Origin of the sequence: Nonomuraea sp. NPDC049141 (assembly GCF_040648415.1) — a bacterium.
Taxonomy (GTDB): domain Bacteria; phylum Actinomycetota; class Actinomycetes; order Streptosporangiales; family Streptosporangiaceae; genus Nonomuraea.
In genome coordinates this window covers 746,114-762,061 of sequence record NZ_JBEZDR010000002.1, presented here as the reverse complement: position 1 = coordinate 762,061, position 15,948 = coordinate 746,114, and the positions used below count along the sequence as shown (strand labels likewise).

Sequence of the window (15,948 nt, the reverse complement as noted above, 5' to 3'; positions counted from 1 at the left end):
CGTCTTGGGCGACCCGCCCATTGGGGGATTCGGTCGGGGCGCAATTCCCGACATAGCGGACATCCGAATGTCATGACAATATGCCTTAGTAGGCAATAAGGCTCCGTCTCTGGAGGTGCGTTGTACGACCTGATCACGATCGGCCGCTCCGGTGTCGACATCTATCCCCTGCAGACCGGCGTGGGGCTGGCCCACGTCGAGACCTTCGGTAAATTCCTCGGCGGGAGCCCGACAAACGTCTCGGTCGCGGCCGCCCGCCACGGACTGCGCGCCGCGGTGATCACCGCGGTGGGCGCCGACCCCTTCGGAGAGTTCGTCCGGCAGGCGATCCGCGGGTTCGGCGTGGACGACTCCTTCGTGGCCACCGTCGACGGTCCCCCGACGCCTGTCACGTTCTGCGAGATCTTCCCGCCTGACGACTTCCCGCTCTACTTCTACCGGGGCGAGCATCCGCCGGACCTGCAACTGACCGCCGAGTCGCTGGACCTGGCCGCGATCCGCGAGGCGAAGCTGTTCTGGTTCACCGGCACCGGTCTGAGCCAGGAGCCGAGCCGCGCCGCGCACGCCGCCGCGCTGGCCGCGCGCACATCCGGCTGGACCGTGTTCGACCTGGACCACCGCCCGATGCTCTGGGAGTCGCCCGAGGCCTCCCAGGAGGCGGTACGCCAGGCGCTCCCGCACGCCAACGTCGCCGTCGGCAACCTCGACGAGGTGGAGAACGCGGTCGGCACCCGCGACCCGGAGGCGGCCGCGCAGGCGCTGCTCGACGCCGGGATGCGCGTCGCGATCGTCAAGATGGGCCCGCACGGGGTGCTGGCCCGCAGCAAGGACGAGTACGCCGTGGTGGAGCCGGTCAAGATCGACGTGGTGAACGGCATCGGCGCGGGCGACGCGTTCGGCGGCGCCGTGTGCCTGGGGCTGCTCCACGGCTGGCCGCTGGAGCGTACGGTCCGTTTCGCCAACGCGGCCGGCGCCTTCGTGGCCGCCCGCCTGGCCTGCGCCGACGCGATGCCCACGACTGACGAGGTGCTGGCACTCCTATGAGCGACATCACGCTGCCCCGAGCCGCCCGCTACGCCCACCTGACCGACATCCGGGCCACCAGGCCGGAGGAGATCGAACGCGCCGCCGCCCGGCGGCAGCGGCGCGGGCTGCCGAGCGAGGGCGAGCGCCTGCTGATCATCGCGGCCGACCATCCGGCCCGCGGCTCGCTGGGCGTCCGCGACCGGCCGCTGGCCATGGCCAGCCGCACCGACCTGCTCGACCGGCTCCAGACGGCGCTGGCCAGGCCCGGCGTCGACGGCATCCTGGCCTCCCCCGACGTCTTGGAGGACCTGCTGCTGCTCGGCGCGCTGGAGGACAAGCTGGCCTTCGGCTCGATGAACCGGGGCGGCCTGCAGGGCTCGGTGTTCGAGCTGGACGACCGGTTCACCGGTTTCGACGCGGCCTCCATCGACGCCATGCGCCTCGACGGCGGCAAGATGCTCTGCCGCATCGACCCGGCCGACCACGCGACGGTCACCACGCTGGAGTCGTGTGCCCGCGCGGTCAGCGACCTGGCCCGCAGGCGGCTGCTGGCGATGGTCGAGCCGTTCTGGTCGGCGCGCACGGAGGCGGGTGTCCTGCGCAACGACCTGTCGCCCGACGCGGTCATCAGGTCGATCAGCGTCTGCCAGGCGCTCGGCAGCACCTCCGCCTACACCTGGCTGAAGATCCCCGTGGTCGCCGAGATGGAACGCGTCATGGCCGCCACCACGCTGCCCGCGCTGCTGCTCGGCGGCGACCCGCCCGACGTCGACGCGGCCTACGCGGGCTGGGGTCGCGCGCTGCGCCTGCCGGGCGTGCGCGGGCTCGTCATCGGCCGCGCGCTGCTCTACCCTCCGGACGACGACGTCGCCGGCGCCGTGGACGGTGCGGCCGCCCTGGTTCGAGAGGTTCGCTCATGACATACCTTCCGTACGGCAAGGCCGCCAGCGGGTCGTGGTCGGTGGAGATCACGCCTTCCCTGGCCGGTTGGACCTACTCGGGACTGCGCGTGGCCCACCTCGGCGGCGACCCGGTCTCCTTCTCCACCGGCGAGGAGGAGATGCTGGTCCTGCCGCTGTCGGGCTCGTGCACGGTGACGTGCGGTGCCTCGCAGTTCGAGCTGACAGGGCGCGCGTCGGTGTTCGCCGGGCCTTCCGATTTCGCCTATATCCCGATTTCTTCGGACGTGACGGTGGAGGGGTCGGGACGCATCGCGTTCCCCTCCGCTCGGGCGACCCGGCAGTTGGCTCCGCGGTACGTCCCGGCCTCGGAAGTGCCGGTCGAGATCCGCGGCGCGGGCCAGGCCAGCCGCCAGGTGAACAACTTCTGCGCCCCCGGCGTCTTCGAGTGCGACAAGCTCGTGGCCGTGGAGGTGCTCACGCCGGGCGGCAACTGGTCGTCCTATCCCCCGCACAAGCACGACACCCTGCATGAGGGCGAGGCCGTGCTGGAGGAGATCTACTACTTCGAGGTGGCCGACGACGGCCTGGGCTACCAGCGCGTCTACTCCTCCGAGCGGGGCCAGATCGACACGCTGGCCGAGGTCTCGTCCGGTGACGTGGTGCTGGTGCCCTATGGCTACCACGGCCCGTCGATGGCCGCGCCCGGCTACGACCTGTACTACCTGAACGTCCTGGCCGGTCCCGCCGACGAGCGGTCGATGGCGTTCTGCGACGACCCCCGGCACGCCTGGATCCGCTCCTCCTGGGAAGGCCAGGACATCGACCCGAGACTGCCGTTCGGGAGGACCTCATGACCCGCCTGACCGTGGCGCAGGCCGTGGTGCGCTTCCTGGCCCGGCAGTGGAGCGAGCGCGACGGCGTCGAGCACCGGCTGTTCGGCGGCTGCTTCGGCATCTTCGGCCACGGCAACGTGGCCGGGCTCGGCCAGGCGCTGGCCACCTCGACCGAGGACCTGCCCTACCGCCTGAGCCGCAACGAACAGGCGATGGTGCACACGGCCGCCGCCTACGCCCGGGCCAGCAACCGGCTGTCCACCCTGGCCTGCACCACCTCGATCGGGCCCGGCGCGACCAACATGATCACCGGCGCGGCGGGCGCGACGATCAACCGCCTGCCCGTGCTGCTGCTGCCCGGCGACGTGTTCTCCACCCGGGTCGCCAATCCGGTGCTCCAGGAGCTCGAAGACCCCCGCTCCTACGACATCTCGGTCAACGACTGCTTCAAGCCGGTCTCGCGCTACTGGGACCGGATCAACCGGGCCGAACAGCTCCCGTCGGCGCTGCTGGCCGCCATGCGGGTGCTCACCGACCCGGCCGACACGGGCGCGGTGACGCTGGCGCTGCCCCAGGACGTCCAGGCCGAGGCGTACGACTGGCCGGAGGAGCTGTTCGAACGCCGCCTCTGGCACGTGCCGCGACCCCGCCCCGAGCGGGCGGCCCTGACGCGGGCGGCCGAGCTGATCAAGGCCGCGAGCCGCCCGCTGATCATCGCCGGTGGCGGGGTGATCTACAGCGAGGCCACGGCCGAGCTGCGGACCTTCGCCGAGACGTACGGCATCCCGGTCGCCGAGACACAGGCGGGCAAGGGCGCGCTGCCGTACGGGCATCCGCTCGCGATGGGCGCGGTCGGCGCGACCGGCACCACCGCGGCCAACGCGCTGGCCCGCGAGGCCGACCTGATCATCGGCGTCGGCACCCGCTACAGCGACTTCACCACGGCCTCCCGCACGCTCTTCGCGGCCGAGACTCGGTTCGTCAACCTGAACATCACCGGCTTCGACGCGGCCAAGCTCTCGGGGCTCCAGGTGGTGGCCGACGCCCGCGAGGGCCTGACCGAGCTGGCCGGGGCCTGCGCGGGCTGGAGCACCACGGAGTCCTACCGCTCGCGCGCCGCCGAACTGTCGGCCGCCTGGGACGCGGTGGTGGACGAGGCGTACGCGCTGGACGGCCGGCCGATGCCGCAGTCGGCCGTGATCGGCGCGGTCAACGCCGCGGCCGGCGACGACGGCGTGGTGGTCTGCGCGGCCGGCTCGATGCCCGGCGACCTGCACAAGCTCTGGCGGCCGAGCGGTCCGGGCAGCTATCACGTGGAGTACGGCTACTCCTGCATGGGCTACGAGATCGCCGGCGGGCTGGGCGTCAAGATGGCCGTCCCCGACCGCGAGGTCTTCGTCATGGTGGGTGACGGCTCCTACCTGATGATGGCGCAGGAACTGGTCACGGCCGTCGCCGAAGGCGTCAAGCTGATCGTGGTGCTGGTGGACAACTCCGGCTTCGCCTCGATCGGCCGCCTTTCGGAGAGCGTCGGCGCCGAACGGCTCGGCACCTCCTACGCCTACCGGGGCGCCGGCCGCTACGACGGCGCCGGACTGCCGGTGGACCTCGCCACGAACGCGGCCAGCCTCGGCGCCACGGTGCTGCGGCCCGACACGCTGACCGACTTCCGCAAGGCGCTGGAGGCGGCCCGCGCGGCCGAGGAGACGACCGTCGTCTACGTCCGGGCCGACCCCCTGCTGGACAGCCCGTCGTCGGAGGCGTGGTGGGACGTCCCGGTCGCCGAGGTCTCGGCCGCGCCGGAAGGCGGTACGCTCCGCGCTTCGTACGAGTCGGAGAAGAACGCCCAGAAGCCGCACATCACACCCGGCTGACCAGTTGGCCGGAGATCGCCATGCCGCATGATGGGAGGCATGAAATGGGTAACGTTCGACTGTTTCGGCACGCTCATCGACTGGCGGCACGGCATCTCCACCAGCGCCGAGCTGGTGGCTCCCGGCCAGGGAGAACGGCTGCTGGCGGCCTACATCCGGCACGAGGCCGTGGTCCAGGAGGAGTCGCCCGGCCTGCGCTACCGCAGGGTGCTGGCGGAGGCGCTGCGCCGGGCGTGCGCTCAGGAGGGCGTGGCGCTCGGCGATGACGACCTCTCGGTGCTGGCCGCCACGATCCCGTACTGGCCGGCCTTTCCCGAGGTGGGCGCGGAGCTGTCGGCGCTGCGGGCGGCCGGCTGGAACCTGGCGCTGCTCACCAACTGCGACCGGGACCTCATCGGCGAGACGCAGCGGCGGCTGCCGGTGCCGTTCGACGCGGTGGTGACCGCCGAGGACGTGGGCGCCTACAAGCCGGCCGACGCGCACTTCGACCGGTTCAGGCGGGCGCACGCGCCCGACCCGTGGGTGCACGTGGCGCAGAGCTACATGCACGACATGGAGCCGGCGCACCGGCTGGGCATCCGCCGGGTCTGGATCAACCGGCAGGCCGAACGGCCGAAGGACCCGTCCATCCTGCAGGAGGTGCTACCCGACCTGCACGGGCTGCTGTCCGTCGTGGAGAAGGCCGCCCGCTGAGCCGGGCGCGCCGGCCGCCGGATCAGGCGCGTTGTTCCAGGACGTCGGCGATGCCGGCCAGGAACGAGTCGACGTCCGCGATCAGGTAGCCGGGCCGCAGCAGCACGGTCGAGAACTTCGCCTCGCGGACGTTCTTGGCCGTCACCGGGTAGTCGGTGGTACCGCGCAGCGTGGCCACGATCCGGTCCAGGAAGGCGTCGATCTCGTCCTCGTTGTAGCCCGTGCCCATCCGCCCGGGCCGGAAGGCCACCCGCTCCACCCGTGCCGCCTGCGCCTCGAACCACTCCTCGCGCAGCATCTCACCGGTCGGCTCGGTCATGGCCAGCCGTACGGGACTCTTGGCCCGCGTCTCCAGCGCCACCACGAACGCCTCCAACGCGAAGTCCACCGCGGTCTCCTGATAGCCGCCACGCTTGGCCCGGAACGTCGCCCCGCGCACGTCGTCGGCCGTGACCTGCGCTAATTCGCGCGGCCCCCGGCCCAACGTCGCCTCGATCCGCCCGATCAGGGCGTCGACCTCGACTGGGTCATAGCCTGAACGCATGCCCATGACGCGTGGAAAGCGGTTCAAGCTCACTCCTTCTGCGGTGTGCTGGGGTTGCTCATATTGTGGGGCTCTTTACACCGACAATGCGAACTGAGATATACCGTTTCTGAACCATGCAATTGACCAAGGTCTCTTTCCGTTATCGAAGACGTGACCCTTCCGTCATGCGAGACGTGGACGCGCACCTCGATCCCGGTGACGTGATCGAGGTCGCCGGCGTCAACGGCGCGGGCAAGTCCACGCTCCTCCGCCTGCTTGCCGGGCTCACCCGGCCCTCCTCGGGCACGATCACCGAGCGTCCTACGGTGGTCGGCTTCGCCCCCGACCGCTTCCCGATGGAACAGCCCTTCACGGTCTCCGGTTATCTGCGCCACATGTCCCGCGTACGCGGCGGCGCGCGCTGGGAGCCCTGGGCGGAGCGCCTCGGCATGGCCCACCTGCTCGGCCTGCGGCTGAGCGAGTTATCGAAGGGCAGCGCCCACAAGGTCGGGCTGACCCAGGCGCTGATGTGCGGCCCCGGCCTGCTCATCCTGGACGAGCCGTTCGCGGGGCTCGACGCCGACACCCGCGAGGCGCTCCCGTCCATCGTCACAGAACTCTCCGAGGGCGGCGCCATCGTGGTGGTCAGCGACCACCAGGGCGGCCTGCGCCACCTTCCCTCCATCCGGCACTGGACCGTGGTGGACGGCAGGGTGAAGGAGGGCACGGTGGGGCAGCGGGCGACCGTACGGGTGGATCTGCCGGTGGACGAGGTCCGGTCGTTCATCGCCAGGATGCGTGACGAGGGCTACCGGGTGCACGACATCGTCACCGAGGAGCAGCCATGATCGCTTTGACCGTGTTCCGCGTCGCCGCCTATGTCCGGTCGCACCGCGTCTACCAGGCGCTGCTGTTCCTGCTCGTGCTGGTCGCGATCGTCTACGGCAGCCGCGCGCCCAAGGGCGCCGAGACCTCCGTCCTCACGGACGGCGTGGTGCTGGCGATCCCGATCCTGGCCTGGTCCAGCAGGAGCCTGCTCGACACCGAGCCCGACCAGCAGCGGGCCCTGTCGGAGATCAGCGTGGGCGGGCGGCTGCGCGAGCTGGGCGCGGGTCTGCTCGCGGCGCTCGTGACGTCGCTGGTGCTGGTGGCGCTGACCCTGGGCTGGGGGCTGGCGCTGGGCGTCAGCGCCGCCCCGGCGCCCGGGGAGTTCGCCGCCGTCCTGACGTTGTCCGGCATCGCCGCGCTGGCCGGCGTCGTGTTCGGCGCGCTCACCAGCCGGGTGATCCTGCGCTCCCCCGCGATCTCCATCATCGCGCTGCTGCTGGGCTTCCTGGCCATGCTGGTGGTCAGCGCCTCGCCCTTGTACTGGCTCACGATCCCTCTCGTCGGCTGGATGAAGTCCGCGAACGCCGCCGAGCTGACAGCCCGGCTGCCCGAGCTCGCGGCCATCTCGCTGGTTTGGTGCCTGCTCGGCCTGGCCTGCTACGCCTGGCTGCGCCGTACCAGACCCTGAAAAAACCCTCAGGGAACGTCACACGTGCCTCTTTGAGCCACTAGGTTAGTGAGCACTCACCCACCTATGAGGAGCAGGCGTCATGAAGGTGATCTGTGTAGGCGACAGCATCACGCGTGGTCAGGTCAGCGGAAACTATGTGAAACTGCTGGAGTCCAGGCTGACGGACAGCACTGTGCTCAACGCGGGCGTCAACTACGACGTCTCCGCACATGTGCTCGACCGGCTCTCCGAGGTCGTCGACCAGGACCCCGACGTGGTCACCGTGCTCATCGGCACCAACGACGCCACCGCCACACTCGGCGAGCGGACCGCCCAGAAGCTACGCGAGCGGTGGAAGCTCACCGAAGACCCGACCCCCGACGGATACGCCGCGAACCTCGCCGCCATCGCCACCCGGCTCAAGGACGAGACGCGGGCACGGATCGCGCTGATCTCCCCGCCGGTGCTCGGGGAGGACCTCGACTCCGTGGCGCTGCGGCGGACCTCGGAGTTCGGGGAGATCGTGCGCAAGGTCGCGGCCGAGCAGTTCGTGACGTACCTTCCGCTCAACGAGCAGATGGTTGCGTACCTGGAGAAGACGGACCACGCGCCGCGCGTCCACTACCGGCCGGACAGCCTGCTCGCGCCTACCGCCGCGATGCAGCACTTCTTTCTCGGGCGCGGCTTCGACGCGATCGCCAAGAGCCGCGGCCTGCTGCTGACCACCGACACCGTCCACCTGAACAGCCGGGGCGCCGGCATGATCGCGGACCTGATCGAGGGGTTCGTCCGCGCTTCCTGAGCTTGCTTATTCGGCGGCGGCGAGCTGGCCGCAGGCGCCGTCGATCTCGCGGCCGCGGGTGTCGCGGACGGTCACCGGCACGCCGTGGAATTCGAGCCGGCGCACGAACGCCCGCTCGTCCTCCGGCCGGGAGGCGGTCCACTTGGAGCCGGGCGTCGGGTTGAGCGGGATCAGGTTGACGTGCACCAGCTTGTTGCGTACGAGCTTGCCGAGCAGGTCGGCCCGCCACTCCTGGTCGTTGATGTCCTTGATCAGCGCGTACTCGATCGAGACCCGCCGCTTGGTCTTGGCCGCGTACGCCCAGGCGGCGTCGAGCACCTCCGCCACCTTCCAGCGCGTGTTGATCGGCACCAGCGTGTCGCGCAGCTCGTCGTCGGGCGCGTGCAGGGACAGCGCGAGCGTCACCGGCAGGCCCTCGTCGGCCAGCTTGGCGATGGCGGGCACCAGGCCGACCGTGGAGACCGTGACGCCGCGCGCCGAGATGCCGAGACCGTGCGGGGCGGGCTCCACCATGCGGCGCACGGCCCCGATGACCTGCTTGTAGTTGGCCAGCGGCTCGCCCATGCCCATGAAGACCACATTGTTCACCCGGCCGGGGCCGCCGGGCACATCGCCCGCCGCCAGCGCGCGGGCGCCGGAGACCACCTGCTCGACGATCTCGGCGGTGGACATGTTGCGGGTCAGCCCGGCCTGGCCCGTCGCGCAGAACGGGCAGTTCATGCCGCAGCCGGCCTGCGACGACACGCAGATCGTCGCCCGGTCGGGATAACGCATGAGCACCGACTCGACCAGCGCGCCGTCGAAGAGCCGCCACAGCGTCTTGCGGGTCGTGCCGCCGTCGGTGGTCAGCTCCTTGACCGGGGTGAGCAGCGACGGCAGCAGCACCGACAGCTTGTCGCGGGCCGCCGCGGGCAGGTCGGTCATCGCGTGCACGTCGGCGTTGAGGCGCTCGAAGTAGTGGCGGGAGAGCTGGTCGGCGCGGAACGCCTTCTCGCCGAGCTCGGCAACCGCGGCACGCCGGTCAGGCATGGACAGGTCCGCCAGGTGCCGAGCCGGCTTGGCCCTGCGCGGCGCGACGAAGGTGAGCTGACCTGGCTGCTGGGACACGTTTCTGCCTTTGCTTGGGTGGTTACCGACCAGGGTAGTGAACGCTCGGCTCCCAAGTGACATTCCATGAGGGAGCTCCCGGTGGCGGTAGCCCTCGCATGAGGGTGGGGGCCGATCTAGAGTGCATCTCGTATGGCGATTTTCCGGTCGGCGTCTGGCGAGGGGCAGACCGAGGTCGTCCTCACCGCCGGCAACCCGTACGGCAGCCGAACGCTCGTGGTCGAGCGGGACGAGGACGCCTCGGTAGCTTACCTGTGCTCGCCCGACGGCGCCGTGCACGGCGCCGTGTGGCTGGCCAACCACCGTCCCGCGCCCCCGGTCGTCGATCTGGCCCGGCTCAACTCCGGGCTGCCGCCGCTCATGCCCAGGGCCAACACCACCCACCCGGCCGGGCGCCGCCCGCTCGGGCAGCTCACCGCACTGTGGTTCGAGGAGGGCGACGGGGTCGCGGTGTACGAGGACGACGATCTGCTGGCGGTCATCCCCGGGTGGGCCGACATGAGCAGGGGCATGCCCGGCTACGCCCGTGACGCCGTGGGTGAGACGCCGTTCGCCTGGGCGCTGTCCGAGGCGCTCGAAGGGCTTCGGCCGCGTATCGCCAACGCCAGATCGTACTGGCGGTGGCGGTATGGGGATGGGTCGTGGGCGTCGTTCCAGCAGTTCGTCATGGGGCATCTGGAGCGGGCACTCGGGCCCGCGGGCCGCTACTGGGACGCGAGCGGGGAGCGGTTGCCGGCCATCGGCATCACCGAGCGGCCGCCGTACGGGCATCGGGAGTTCACGGTGCTGTCAACGGTCGGGATGAGCTGCCAGCGGATGCCCACCGTGGAGCAGTGGATCGACCGGCCGGGCGCGTACGCCCGGATCGAGCTGGCCGTGGCGACCCGCGAGGATCCGCGCGAGGCGGCGCTGCTGCTCGTGTGGCTGTCGCAGTATCCGTGGCACTCGGTCACGTGGCTGGGGCACGGGCACACGGCCAAGTGGTATCACGAGCCGGCCACGTTCCCGCTGGGCCCGCAGTACTCGGGGGTGGTGATGATGGCCGACCCACCCGCCATGCCTGATTTATCAGGATTCACCTTCGGCGGCGAGACCGTCCGCTGGCTCTGGCTCCAGCCGGTCACCACCGAGGCGATGGAAGAACAACGCCACTAGCCGCGTCTTCCACACGCACCGCTTCGTCACCAGCGTCGCTTGGAAGGACCCCAGCGATCACCGCTCCCGCTCGCCAGAAAGACCCCTCCGATCACCCCTCCCACTCTCCAGAAGGACCTCAGCCGAAGTGCGGCGGGGAGTGCGGAAACATGGGCCAGTCGTGATGACGCACGGAATACGGAACCAGAGCCAGACGGGCGCGGTCGCGTCACGAGCGGAGCGCGGCGGGCGAGGTATGTCAGAAGAACAGCGTCATCAGCAGCCAGACCGGCACCAGCGTGGTCACCAGCGAGTCGAGCCGGTCCATCAGTCCGCCGTGGCCAGGCAGGATCGAGCCCAGGTCCTTGATGCCGAGATCACGCTTGATCATCGACTCGATCAGGTCCCCGACGGTCGCCAGCAGCGCCGCGAGCGCGCCGATCAGGGCGCCCTGCCAGAACTGCCCGCCCATGAGCCAGCTCACCAGCCAGGCTCCCACCACGACGCACGCGATGACGGACCCGGCCAGCCCCTCCCAGGTCTTCTTGGGGCTGATGACGGTCATCTGGTGCTTACCGAACAGCACACCCGCGATGTAGCCGCCGATATCGCTGGCCACGGTCACCGCGATGAAGATGACCACCCGCTCCCGGCCGTCACCAGGCGCCAGCAGCAGCGCCGCGAACCCGGCCAGCAGCGGCGGATAGACCAGAATGAACACCGAGGCAGTCGCGTCACGTACGTATCCATCGGTGCCGGCGCTGAACATCCGCCAGATCAGCAGCACGAACACGACCACCACGAACGCGCCGAGCAGCCAGACAGGCCCACCCCAGTAGGCACCGGCCAGCATCGCCGTCATGCCGCCCAGCACGGGCACGGTCGGCACCTTGATGCCGCGGCTGCCGAACGCCTGGGTCAGCTCCACCACCCCGACGCCCACGGCACCCACCAGCACCAGGAGAAAGAGCTCCTTGACGGTGTAGAGCGTGCCGATGACCAGCGCGCCCAACCCCACGCCCACCGCTATCGCGGCAGGGAGGTTCCGTCCGGTACGGCTGCCGCCGCTCGGGCTGGAGCCAGCCGTACGTTCTTCCACAGAGTCTCTTCCCTGGGCCTTCCCTGTGCCACGGCCCCCGCCATCGGGCGAGGGCCGTGCGGCGCGCCGCTCAGACCTCGAGCAGCTCGGTTTCCTTGTGCTTGAGCAGATCGTCGATCTTGGCGACATGCTTCTGGGTGATGTCGTCAAGCTCCTTCTCCGCGCGACGGACCTCGTCCTCGCCCGCCTCGCCATCCTTGATCATCTTGTCGAGGATCTCCTTGGCGGAGCGGCGGATGTTGCGCACGGACACCTTGGCGTGCTCGCCCTTGTTCCTGGCGACCTTGATGTACTCCTTGCGCCGGTCCTCCGACAGCTCGGGGAACGACACGCGGATCACCGCCCCGTCGTTGCCGGGGTTGACGCCCAGGTCGGAGTCACGGATCGCCTTCTCGATCGCAGACATCGAGCCCTTGTCGTAGGGCTGGATGATGATCATGCGGGCCTCGGGTACGTGGAACGAGGCCAACTGCTGGATCGGGGTCGGCGTGCCGTAGTACTCGGCATTGATCTTGTTGAACATCGAAGGGGTGACCCGGCCCGTCCGGATGCTCGCGAAGTCCTCCTTCGCGACCGCAACGGCCTTGTCCATCTTTTCCTCGGCTTCGAGGAGGGTTTCGTCGATCACAGCGGCTCCCTGTCTTCTAGCTGGCGATGTCGGGCGCACTCCCTCATTTGCCTGCGGGACTCACCAGCGTGCCGATTTTCTCACCACGGACCGCTCGCAGGATGTTGCCCTCGCCCATCAAGTCGAAGACGACGATCGGGAGGTCGTTGTCCTTGCACAGGCTGATCGCGGTGGCGTCCATGACCTGGAGGTCGCGGATCAGCACCTCGCCGTAGTCGAGGTGGTCGAACCTGACCGCGTCGGGATTCTTCCGCGGATCGGAGTCGTAGACCCCGTCAACCTGCGTGCCCTTGAGCAGCGCCTCGGCGCCGATCTCCAGGGCGCGCTGGGACGCCGCGGTGTCGGTGGAGAAGAACGGCGAGCCGAGCCCGGCGCCGAAGATGACCACACGGCCCTTCTCCAGGTGCCTGATCGCGCGGCGCGGCAGGAACGGCTCGGCGACCTGCTGCATGGTGATGGCGGTCTGCACGCGGGTCTCGACACCCCGCCGCTCCAGGAAGTCCTGCAGCGCGAGACAGTTGATGACCGTGCCCAGCATGCCCATGTAGTCGGCGCGGGCGCGATCGATGCCCTGCTCGGACAGCGCCGCGCCGCGGAACATGTTGCCGCCGCCGACCACCACCGCCACCTGCACACCCTCGCGTACGGCCTCGGCGATCGAGTCGGCCAGGTGATCGACCACCAGCGGGTCGATCCCCAGCGGATCGCCACCGGCGAACGCCTCACCTGACAGCTTCAGCATGACCCGCTTCCACCGGAGCGGGCTCTGATATGAAGAAGCCGCCGACGTAGCTGGCTCCTGGTTCTCCTGCACGGCGGCGGCCTCCCTCTTAGGCGGTTCGATGGGCTGGAATTTCGTTCAAGCCTAAGCCTGGCCGACCTTGAAGCGAACGAAGGCCAGCACCTCGGTGCCGTTCTCCTCGGCGTACTTGCCGACGGTCTTCTTGTTGTCCTTGACGAACGCCTGCTGGAGCAGGGTGAAGTCCTTGTACCAGCCGTTGACGCGGCCCTCGACGATCTTGCCGATGGCGGCCTCGGGCTTGCCCTCCTCGCGCGTCATCTCCTCGAAGAGCTTGCGCTCCTTGTCGACGACGTCGGCGGGCACGGACGCGGCGTTGAGGTACTGGGGGGCCATCGCGGCGGCGTGCTGCGCGATGTCCTTGGCGACCTCGGCGTTCGGCTTGTCCAGCTGGACCAGCACGCCGACGGCCGGCGGCAGCGCCGGGTCGGTGCGGTGCATGTAGGCGCCGACGTAGCCGCCCTCCAGCACCGCGAAGCGGCGGATCTCGATCTTCTCGCCCAGCGCGACGTTGGCCTCGTCGAGGTGCTCCTTGACGGACTTGCCGTCGAACGAGGACTCGAGCAGCGCCGCCACATCGGCCGGCTTGGTGGCCAGGGTGTGCGCGACGACCTGACCGGCCAGCTCCTGGAAGCGCTCGGCCTTGGCCACGAAGTCGGTCTCGCAGTTGAGCTCCAGCAGCGCCGCGGCGGAGTCGCCGTCCTGCTTGAGCGCGACCAGGCCGTTGGAGGCGGTGCGCGCCTCGCGCTTGCCCACGTCCTTGGCGCCCTTGAGGCGCAGCAGCTCGATGGCGCGGTCGATGTCGCCGTCAGCCTCTTCGAGCGCCTTCTTGCAGGACATCATGCCGGCAGCGGTGATCTCGCGAAGCCGCTTGACGTCGGCCATGTTCACGGAAGCCATTGCTTTTTCCTTGTGGGATTTCGTCGTGGATCGGGTGGTGTCGGCGATCCGGCGCCCACCCTATGGTTCGTACGGCCGGCGGCTGCCGTACAGGAGCTCGGGTTCTTACCGGGCACCAGCCCTGCCGTTCGCGGCCTTGCCCGGCTCTTCCGGCCCTGCCCGGCGGCGGGGTGTCCACCCCGCCGCCGGGCTCAGCCTCTGCGGTTGCGCTTGGCCGCGCTCGGCCTTTTGCTACGCACCCGCTCGTCGCCTCGGCTTTACCCGAGGCGTGCGCGATCAGGCCTGCTGCTGCTCGGTCTCGCCCTCGGCGGCGGCCGGAGCGGCCTCAGCCTCGGCGGCGACCTCAGCCTCAGGGGCAGCGACCTCAGCCTCGGCCGTGACCTCAGCCGGAGCCTCAACCTCGGCGGCGACCTCAGCCTCAGGGGCAGCGACCTCAGCCTCGGGAGCGGCGGCCTCAGCGGGAGCGGCCTGCTCGGCGGCGCCCTGCTCGATGAGCTCGCGCTCCCACTCGGCCAGCGGCTCGGCGGCAGCGGGCTTCTCGTCACCACGGGCGGCGCCCGAACGGGCCATCAGACCGGCCGCGACACCATCGGCGACGACCCTGGTCAGCAGGCCGACGGCGCGGATGGCGTCGTCGTTGCCGGGGATCGGGTAGTCGACCTCGTCGGGGTCGCAGTTGGTGTCGAGGATCGCGACGACAGGGATGCCAAGCTTCTTGGCCTCGCTGATCGCGATGTGCTCCTTCTTGGTGTCGACGATCCACACCGCGCTGGGCACGCGGCCCATGTCACGGATGCCGCCGAGCGTGCGCTCGAGCTTGTCCTTCTCGCGCCGGCGCATGAGGAGCTCCTTCTTGGTGAGCCCGGATGCGGCGACGTTGTCGAAGTCGAGCTCCTCGAGCTCCTTCAGGCGCTGAAGCCTCTTGTGCACGGTGGAGAAGTTGGTGAGCATGCCACCCAGCCAGCGCTGGTTGACGTACGGCATGCCGACGCGGGCCGCCTGCTCGGAGATCGCTTCCTGCGCCTGCTTCTTGGTGCCGATGAACAGGATCGTGCCGCCGTGGGCGACGGTCTCCTTGACGAAGTCGTAGGCACGGTCGATGAAGGACAGCGACTTCTGCAGGTCGATGATGTAGATGCCGTTGCGCTCGGTGAAGATGAAGCGCTTCATCTTCGGGTTCCAGCGGCGCGTCTGGTGTCCGAAGTGAACGCCGCTCTCAAGCAGCTGTCGCATGGTGACGACGGGGGCCATGTGATGGTCCTCCAGGTCTGGGCGCCCGTGCGGGCGGGCGCAGTTCTCGGTTGTGCTGCGGCAGCCCAGTGGCTGCCGCCCTGATGCCCCGAAACCGCTCCAGCCGAGCCGTGGCTCGGACCGAGGGCGCGGTCCGCGATGGGGCATGCGAAGTCGGCCAGTGATAACAGGCCACCCAAAAGTCTACCTCCCACGCCGCCCCGGCCTGACCGTTGTGGGTCAGCCCGCGTCGTGGTCCTCCGTGGGCAGCCCCGGTGCCGCCCTCCTCACGTGCGGGAAAAGATTGACCTGGGCCTCGGCGATCCTCGCACCGGGAGGCGCCGCCCCCTCATCGCGACTGCGCGCCAGGTACGGCTCGAACAGCTTCTCGACCTCCGCATTGAGCCGCGCCATCTCCTCGGCGTCGAGCCTCAGCATCAGGCGGCTGAAGGTGGTCGCCGCGCGCCACTCCTCGGGCTCCTGATCGATGTTCTCCAGTGCCCGCCGGGCCTCTTCGTCCGCTTCCCTGCGAAATGCCTGGATCAGCAGGTTCTTGGCCTCACGCACCTCCGGCTGATCGCCGGGCTGCACACCGACCGACAGGGGCGTACTCACCGGCTTCCAGACTCGCTCCCGCCCATCACCGCGCGGCGGCGCATCCTCCACGAATCCGTACTTGGCCAGCATGCGCAGGTGATAGCTGGCGGCACTCGGGGTGATGCCGGCGACCTCGGCGACCTCGGTGGCGGTGGCACTGCCCTCGATGCCGAGGCGATTCAGGATCGCCAGCCGGGCCGGGTGCGCCAGAGCCCGCATCGCCTTGGGGTCGCTGAGGCTCTCCCTCTCCCGCGTCATGGCCCAAAGGTACCCGGAAGAGACGTGAAGCATTGCCTTCAT

Annotated in this window: 17 protein-coding genes; 9 read left to right on the top strand and 8 right to left on the bottom strand. The window is 69.7% G+C overall.

Annotation, left to right across the window (positions count from 1 at the left end; translation table 11 throughout):
- Positions 1-120: 120 nt before the first annotated feature.
- The 5 genes from iolC to AB0B91_RS08335 are packed head-to-tail and all read left to right on the top strand — an operon-like array spanning position 121 to position 5,328.
- Positions 121-1,044 carry a 5-dehydro-2-deoxygluconokinase gene (iolC, locus tag AB0B91_RS08355; RefSeq protein WP_358317393.1) on the top strand — a complete coding sequence of 308 codons (924 nt, stop codon included), beginning with the start codon at positions 121-123 and terminating at the stop codon, positions 1,042-1,044.
- On the top strand, positions 1,041-1,946 hold the full coding sequence (locus tag AB0B91_RS08350; protein ID WP_358317391.1) for a deoxyribose-phosphate aldolase: 906 nt from the start codon (positions 1,041-1,043) through the stop codon (positions 1,944-1,946). Before iolC ends, AB0B91_RS08350 begins: the two co-directional genes overlap by 4 nt.
- Entirely contained in the window at positions 1,943-2,782 is an 840-nt protein-coding gene (iolB, locus tag AB0B91_RS08345) for a 5-deoxy-glucuronate isomerase (protein ID WP_358317389.1), read from the top strand. Before AB0B91_RS08350 ends, iolB begins: the two co-directional genes overlap by 4 nt.
- Positions 2,779-4,635, top strand: coding sequence for a 3D-(3,5/4)-trihydroxycyclohexane-1,2-dione acylhydrolase (decyclizing) (gene iolD, locus AB0B91_RS08340; protein ID WP_358317387.1), 1,857 nt, complete (start codon positions 2,779-2,781; stop codon positions 4,633-4,635). Before iolB ends, iolD begins: the two co-directional genes overlap by 4 nt.
- A 39-nt stretch (positions 4,636-4,674) precedes the next feature.
- On the top strand, positions 4,675-5,328 hold the full coding sequence (locus AB0B91_RS08335) for an HAD family hydrolase (RefSeq protein WP_358317385.1): 654 nt from the start codon (positions 4,675-4,677) through the stop codon (positions 5,326-5,328).
- A gap of 22 nt (positions 5,329-5,350) precedes the next feature.
- Here AB0B91_RS08335 and AB0B91_RS08330 read toward each other — a convergent pair whose 3' ends face one another.
- Entirely contained in the window at positions 5,351-5,899 is a 549-nt protein-coding gene (locus AB0B91_RS08330; RefSeq protein ID WP_358317383.1) for a DivIVA domain-containing protein, read from the bottom strand.
- A 140-nt stretch (positions 5,900-6,039) separates the two neighbouring features.
- Between AB0B91_RS08330 and AB0B91_RS08325 the strand changes: the two genes are divergently transcribed.
- The 3 genes from AB0B91_RS08325 to AB0B91_RS08315 all read left to right on the top strand — a co-directional run bounded on the left by AB0B91_RS08325 (position 6,040) and on the right by AB0B91_RS08315 (position 8,154).
- Positions 6,040-6,702 (top strand): ATP-binding cassette domain-containing protein, encoded by a 663-nt coding sequence (locus AB0B91_RS08325; RefSeq protein ID WP_358317381.1) that lies wholly within the window; start codon positions 6,040-6,042, stop codon positions 6,700-6,702.
- A complete protein-coding gene (locus tag AB0B91_RS08320) occupies positions 6,699-7,370 on the top strand; it encodes a hypothetical protein (RefSeq protein WP_358317379.1) in 672 nt (223 codons plus the stop codon). The genes AB0B91_RS08325 and AB0B91_RS08320 overlap by 4 nt, the downstream gene beginning before the upstream one ends.
- Before the next feature lie 82 nt (positions 7,371-7,452).
- The gene (locus AB0B91_RS08315; RefSeq protein WP_358317377.1) at positions 7,453-8,154 is read left to right on the top strand and encodes an SGNH/GDSL hydrolase family protein; all 702 of its coding nucleotides are present in this window, start codon (positions 7,453-7,455) and stop codon (positions 8,152-8,154) included.
- Between the two features lie 6 nt (positions 8,155-8,160).
- Here AB0B91_RS08315 and rlmN read toward each other — a convergent pair whose 3' ends face one another.
- On the bottom strand, positions 8,161-9,261 hold the full coding sequence (gene rlmN / locus AB0B91_RS08310; protein ID WP_358317375.1) for a 23S rRNA (adenine(2503)-C(2))-methyltransferase RlmN: 1,101 nt from the start codon (positions 9,259-9,261) through the stop codon (positions 8,161-8,163).
- Positions 9,262-9,393: 132 nt separating this feature from the next.
- Between rlmN and AB0B91_RS08305 the strand changes: the two genes are divergently transcribed.
- Entirely contained in the window at positions 9,394-10,416 is a 1,023-nt protein-coding gene (locus tag AB0B91_RS08305) for a suppressor of fused domain protein (protein ID WP_358317373.1), read from the top strand.
- A 238-nt stretch (positions 10,417-10,654) separates the two neighbouring features.
- Here the strand turns inward: AB0B91_RS08305 and AB0B91_RS08300 are convergent, their stop codons facing one another.
- From AB0B91_RS08300 to AB0B91_RS08275, 6 genes are all read right to left on the bottom strand, one after another.
- Complete coding sequence (locus AB0B91_RS08300) at positions 10,655-11,494, bottom strand: phosphatidate cytidylyltransferase (protein WP_358317371.1); 840 nt, start codon at positions 11,492-11,494, stop codon at positions 10,655-10,657.
- A 70-nt stretch (positions 11,495-11,564) separates the two neighbouring features.
- Complete coding sequence (gene frr, locus AB0B91_RS08295; RefSeq protein ID WP_358317369.1) at positions 11,565-12,122, bottom strand: ribosome recycling factor; 558 nt, start codon at positions 12,120-12,122, stop codon at positions 11,565-11,567.
- Positions 12,123-12,165: 43 nt separating this feature from the next.
- Entirely contained in the window at positions 12,166-12,864 is a 699-nt protein-coding gene (pyrH, locus tag AB0B91_RS08290; protein ID WP_217709034.1) for a UMP kinase, read from the bottom strand.
- A 123-nt stretch (positions 12,865-12,987) separates the two neighbouring features.
- A complete protein-coding gene (gene tsf, locus AB0B91_RS08285; protein ID WP_358317367.1) occupies positions 12,988-13,821 on the bottom strand; it encodes a translation elongation factor Ts in 834 nt (277 codons plus the stop codon).
- A gap of 276 nt (positions 13,822-14,097) precedes the next feature.
- Complete coding sequence (gene rpsB / locus AB0B91_RS08280; protein ID WP_358317365.1) at positions 14,098-15,072, bottom strand: 30S ribosomal protein S2; 975 nt, start codon at positions 15,070-15,072, stop codon at positions 14,098-14,100.
- Positions 15,073-15,291: 219 nt separating this feature from the next.
- Positions 15,292-15,906 carry a winged helix-turn-helix domain-containing protein gene (locus AB0B91_RS08275; RefSeq protein ID WP_358317363.1) on the bottom strand — a complete coding sequence of 205 codons (615 nt, stop codon included), beginning with the start codon at positions 15,904-15,906 and terminating at the stop codon, positions 15,292-15,294.
- Positions 15,907-15,948 lie beyond the last annotated feature (42 nt).

Excerpts from the sequence above, each read along its gene's own strand:
- tsf (WP_358317367.1), bottom strand. The coding sequence starts at position 13,821 with ATGGCTTCCGTGAACATGGCCGACGTCAAGCGGCTTCGCGAGATCACC.
- AB0B91_RS08320 (WP_358317379.1), top strand. The coding sequence starts at position 6,699 with ATGATCGCTTTGACCGTGTTCCGCGTCGCCGCCTATGTCCGGTCGCAC.
- AB0B91_RS08315 (WP_358317377.1), top strand. The coding sequence starts at position 7,453 with ATGAAGGTGATCTGTGTAGGCGACAGCATCACGCGTGGTCAGGTCAGC.
- AB0B91_RS08275 (WP_358317363.1), bottom strand. The coding sequence starts at position 15,906 with ATGACGCGGGAGAGGGAGAGCCTCAGCGACCCCAAGGCGATGCGGGCT.
- AB0B91_RS08335 (WP_358317385.1), top strand. The coding sequence starts at position 4,675 with ATGAAATGGGTAACGTTCGACTGTTTCGGCACGCTCATCGACTGGCGG.
- iolB (WP_358317389.1), top strand. The coding sequence starts at position 1,943 with ATGACATACCTTCCGTACGGCAAGGCCGCCAGCGGGTCGTGGTCGGTG.
- pyrH (WP_217709034.1), bottom strand. The coding sequence starts at position 12,864 with ATGCTGAAGCTGTCAGGTGAGGCGTTCGCCGGTGGCGATCCGCTGGGG.
- AB0B91_RS08305 (WP_358317373.1), top strand. The coding sequence starts at position 9,394 with ATGGCGATTTTCCGGTCGGCGTCTGGCGAGGGGCAGACCGAGGTCGTC.
- AB0B91_RS08325 (WP_358317381.1), top strand. The coding sequence starts at position 6,040 with ATGCGAGACGTGGACGCGCACCTCGATCCCGGTGACGTGATCGAGGTC.
- AB0B91_RS08350 (WP_358317391.1), top strand. The coding sequence starts at position 1,041 with ATGAGCGACATCACGCTGCCCCGAGCCGCCCGCTACGCCCACCTGACC.
- rpsB (WP_358317365.1), bottom strand. The coding sequence starts at position 15,072 with ATGGCCCCCGTCGTCACCATGCGACAGCTGCTTGAGAGCGGCGTTCAC.
- iolD (WP_358317387.1), top strand. The coding sequence starts at position 2,779 with ATGACCCGCCTGACCGTGGCGCAGGCCGTGGTGCGCTTCCTGGCCCGG.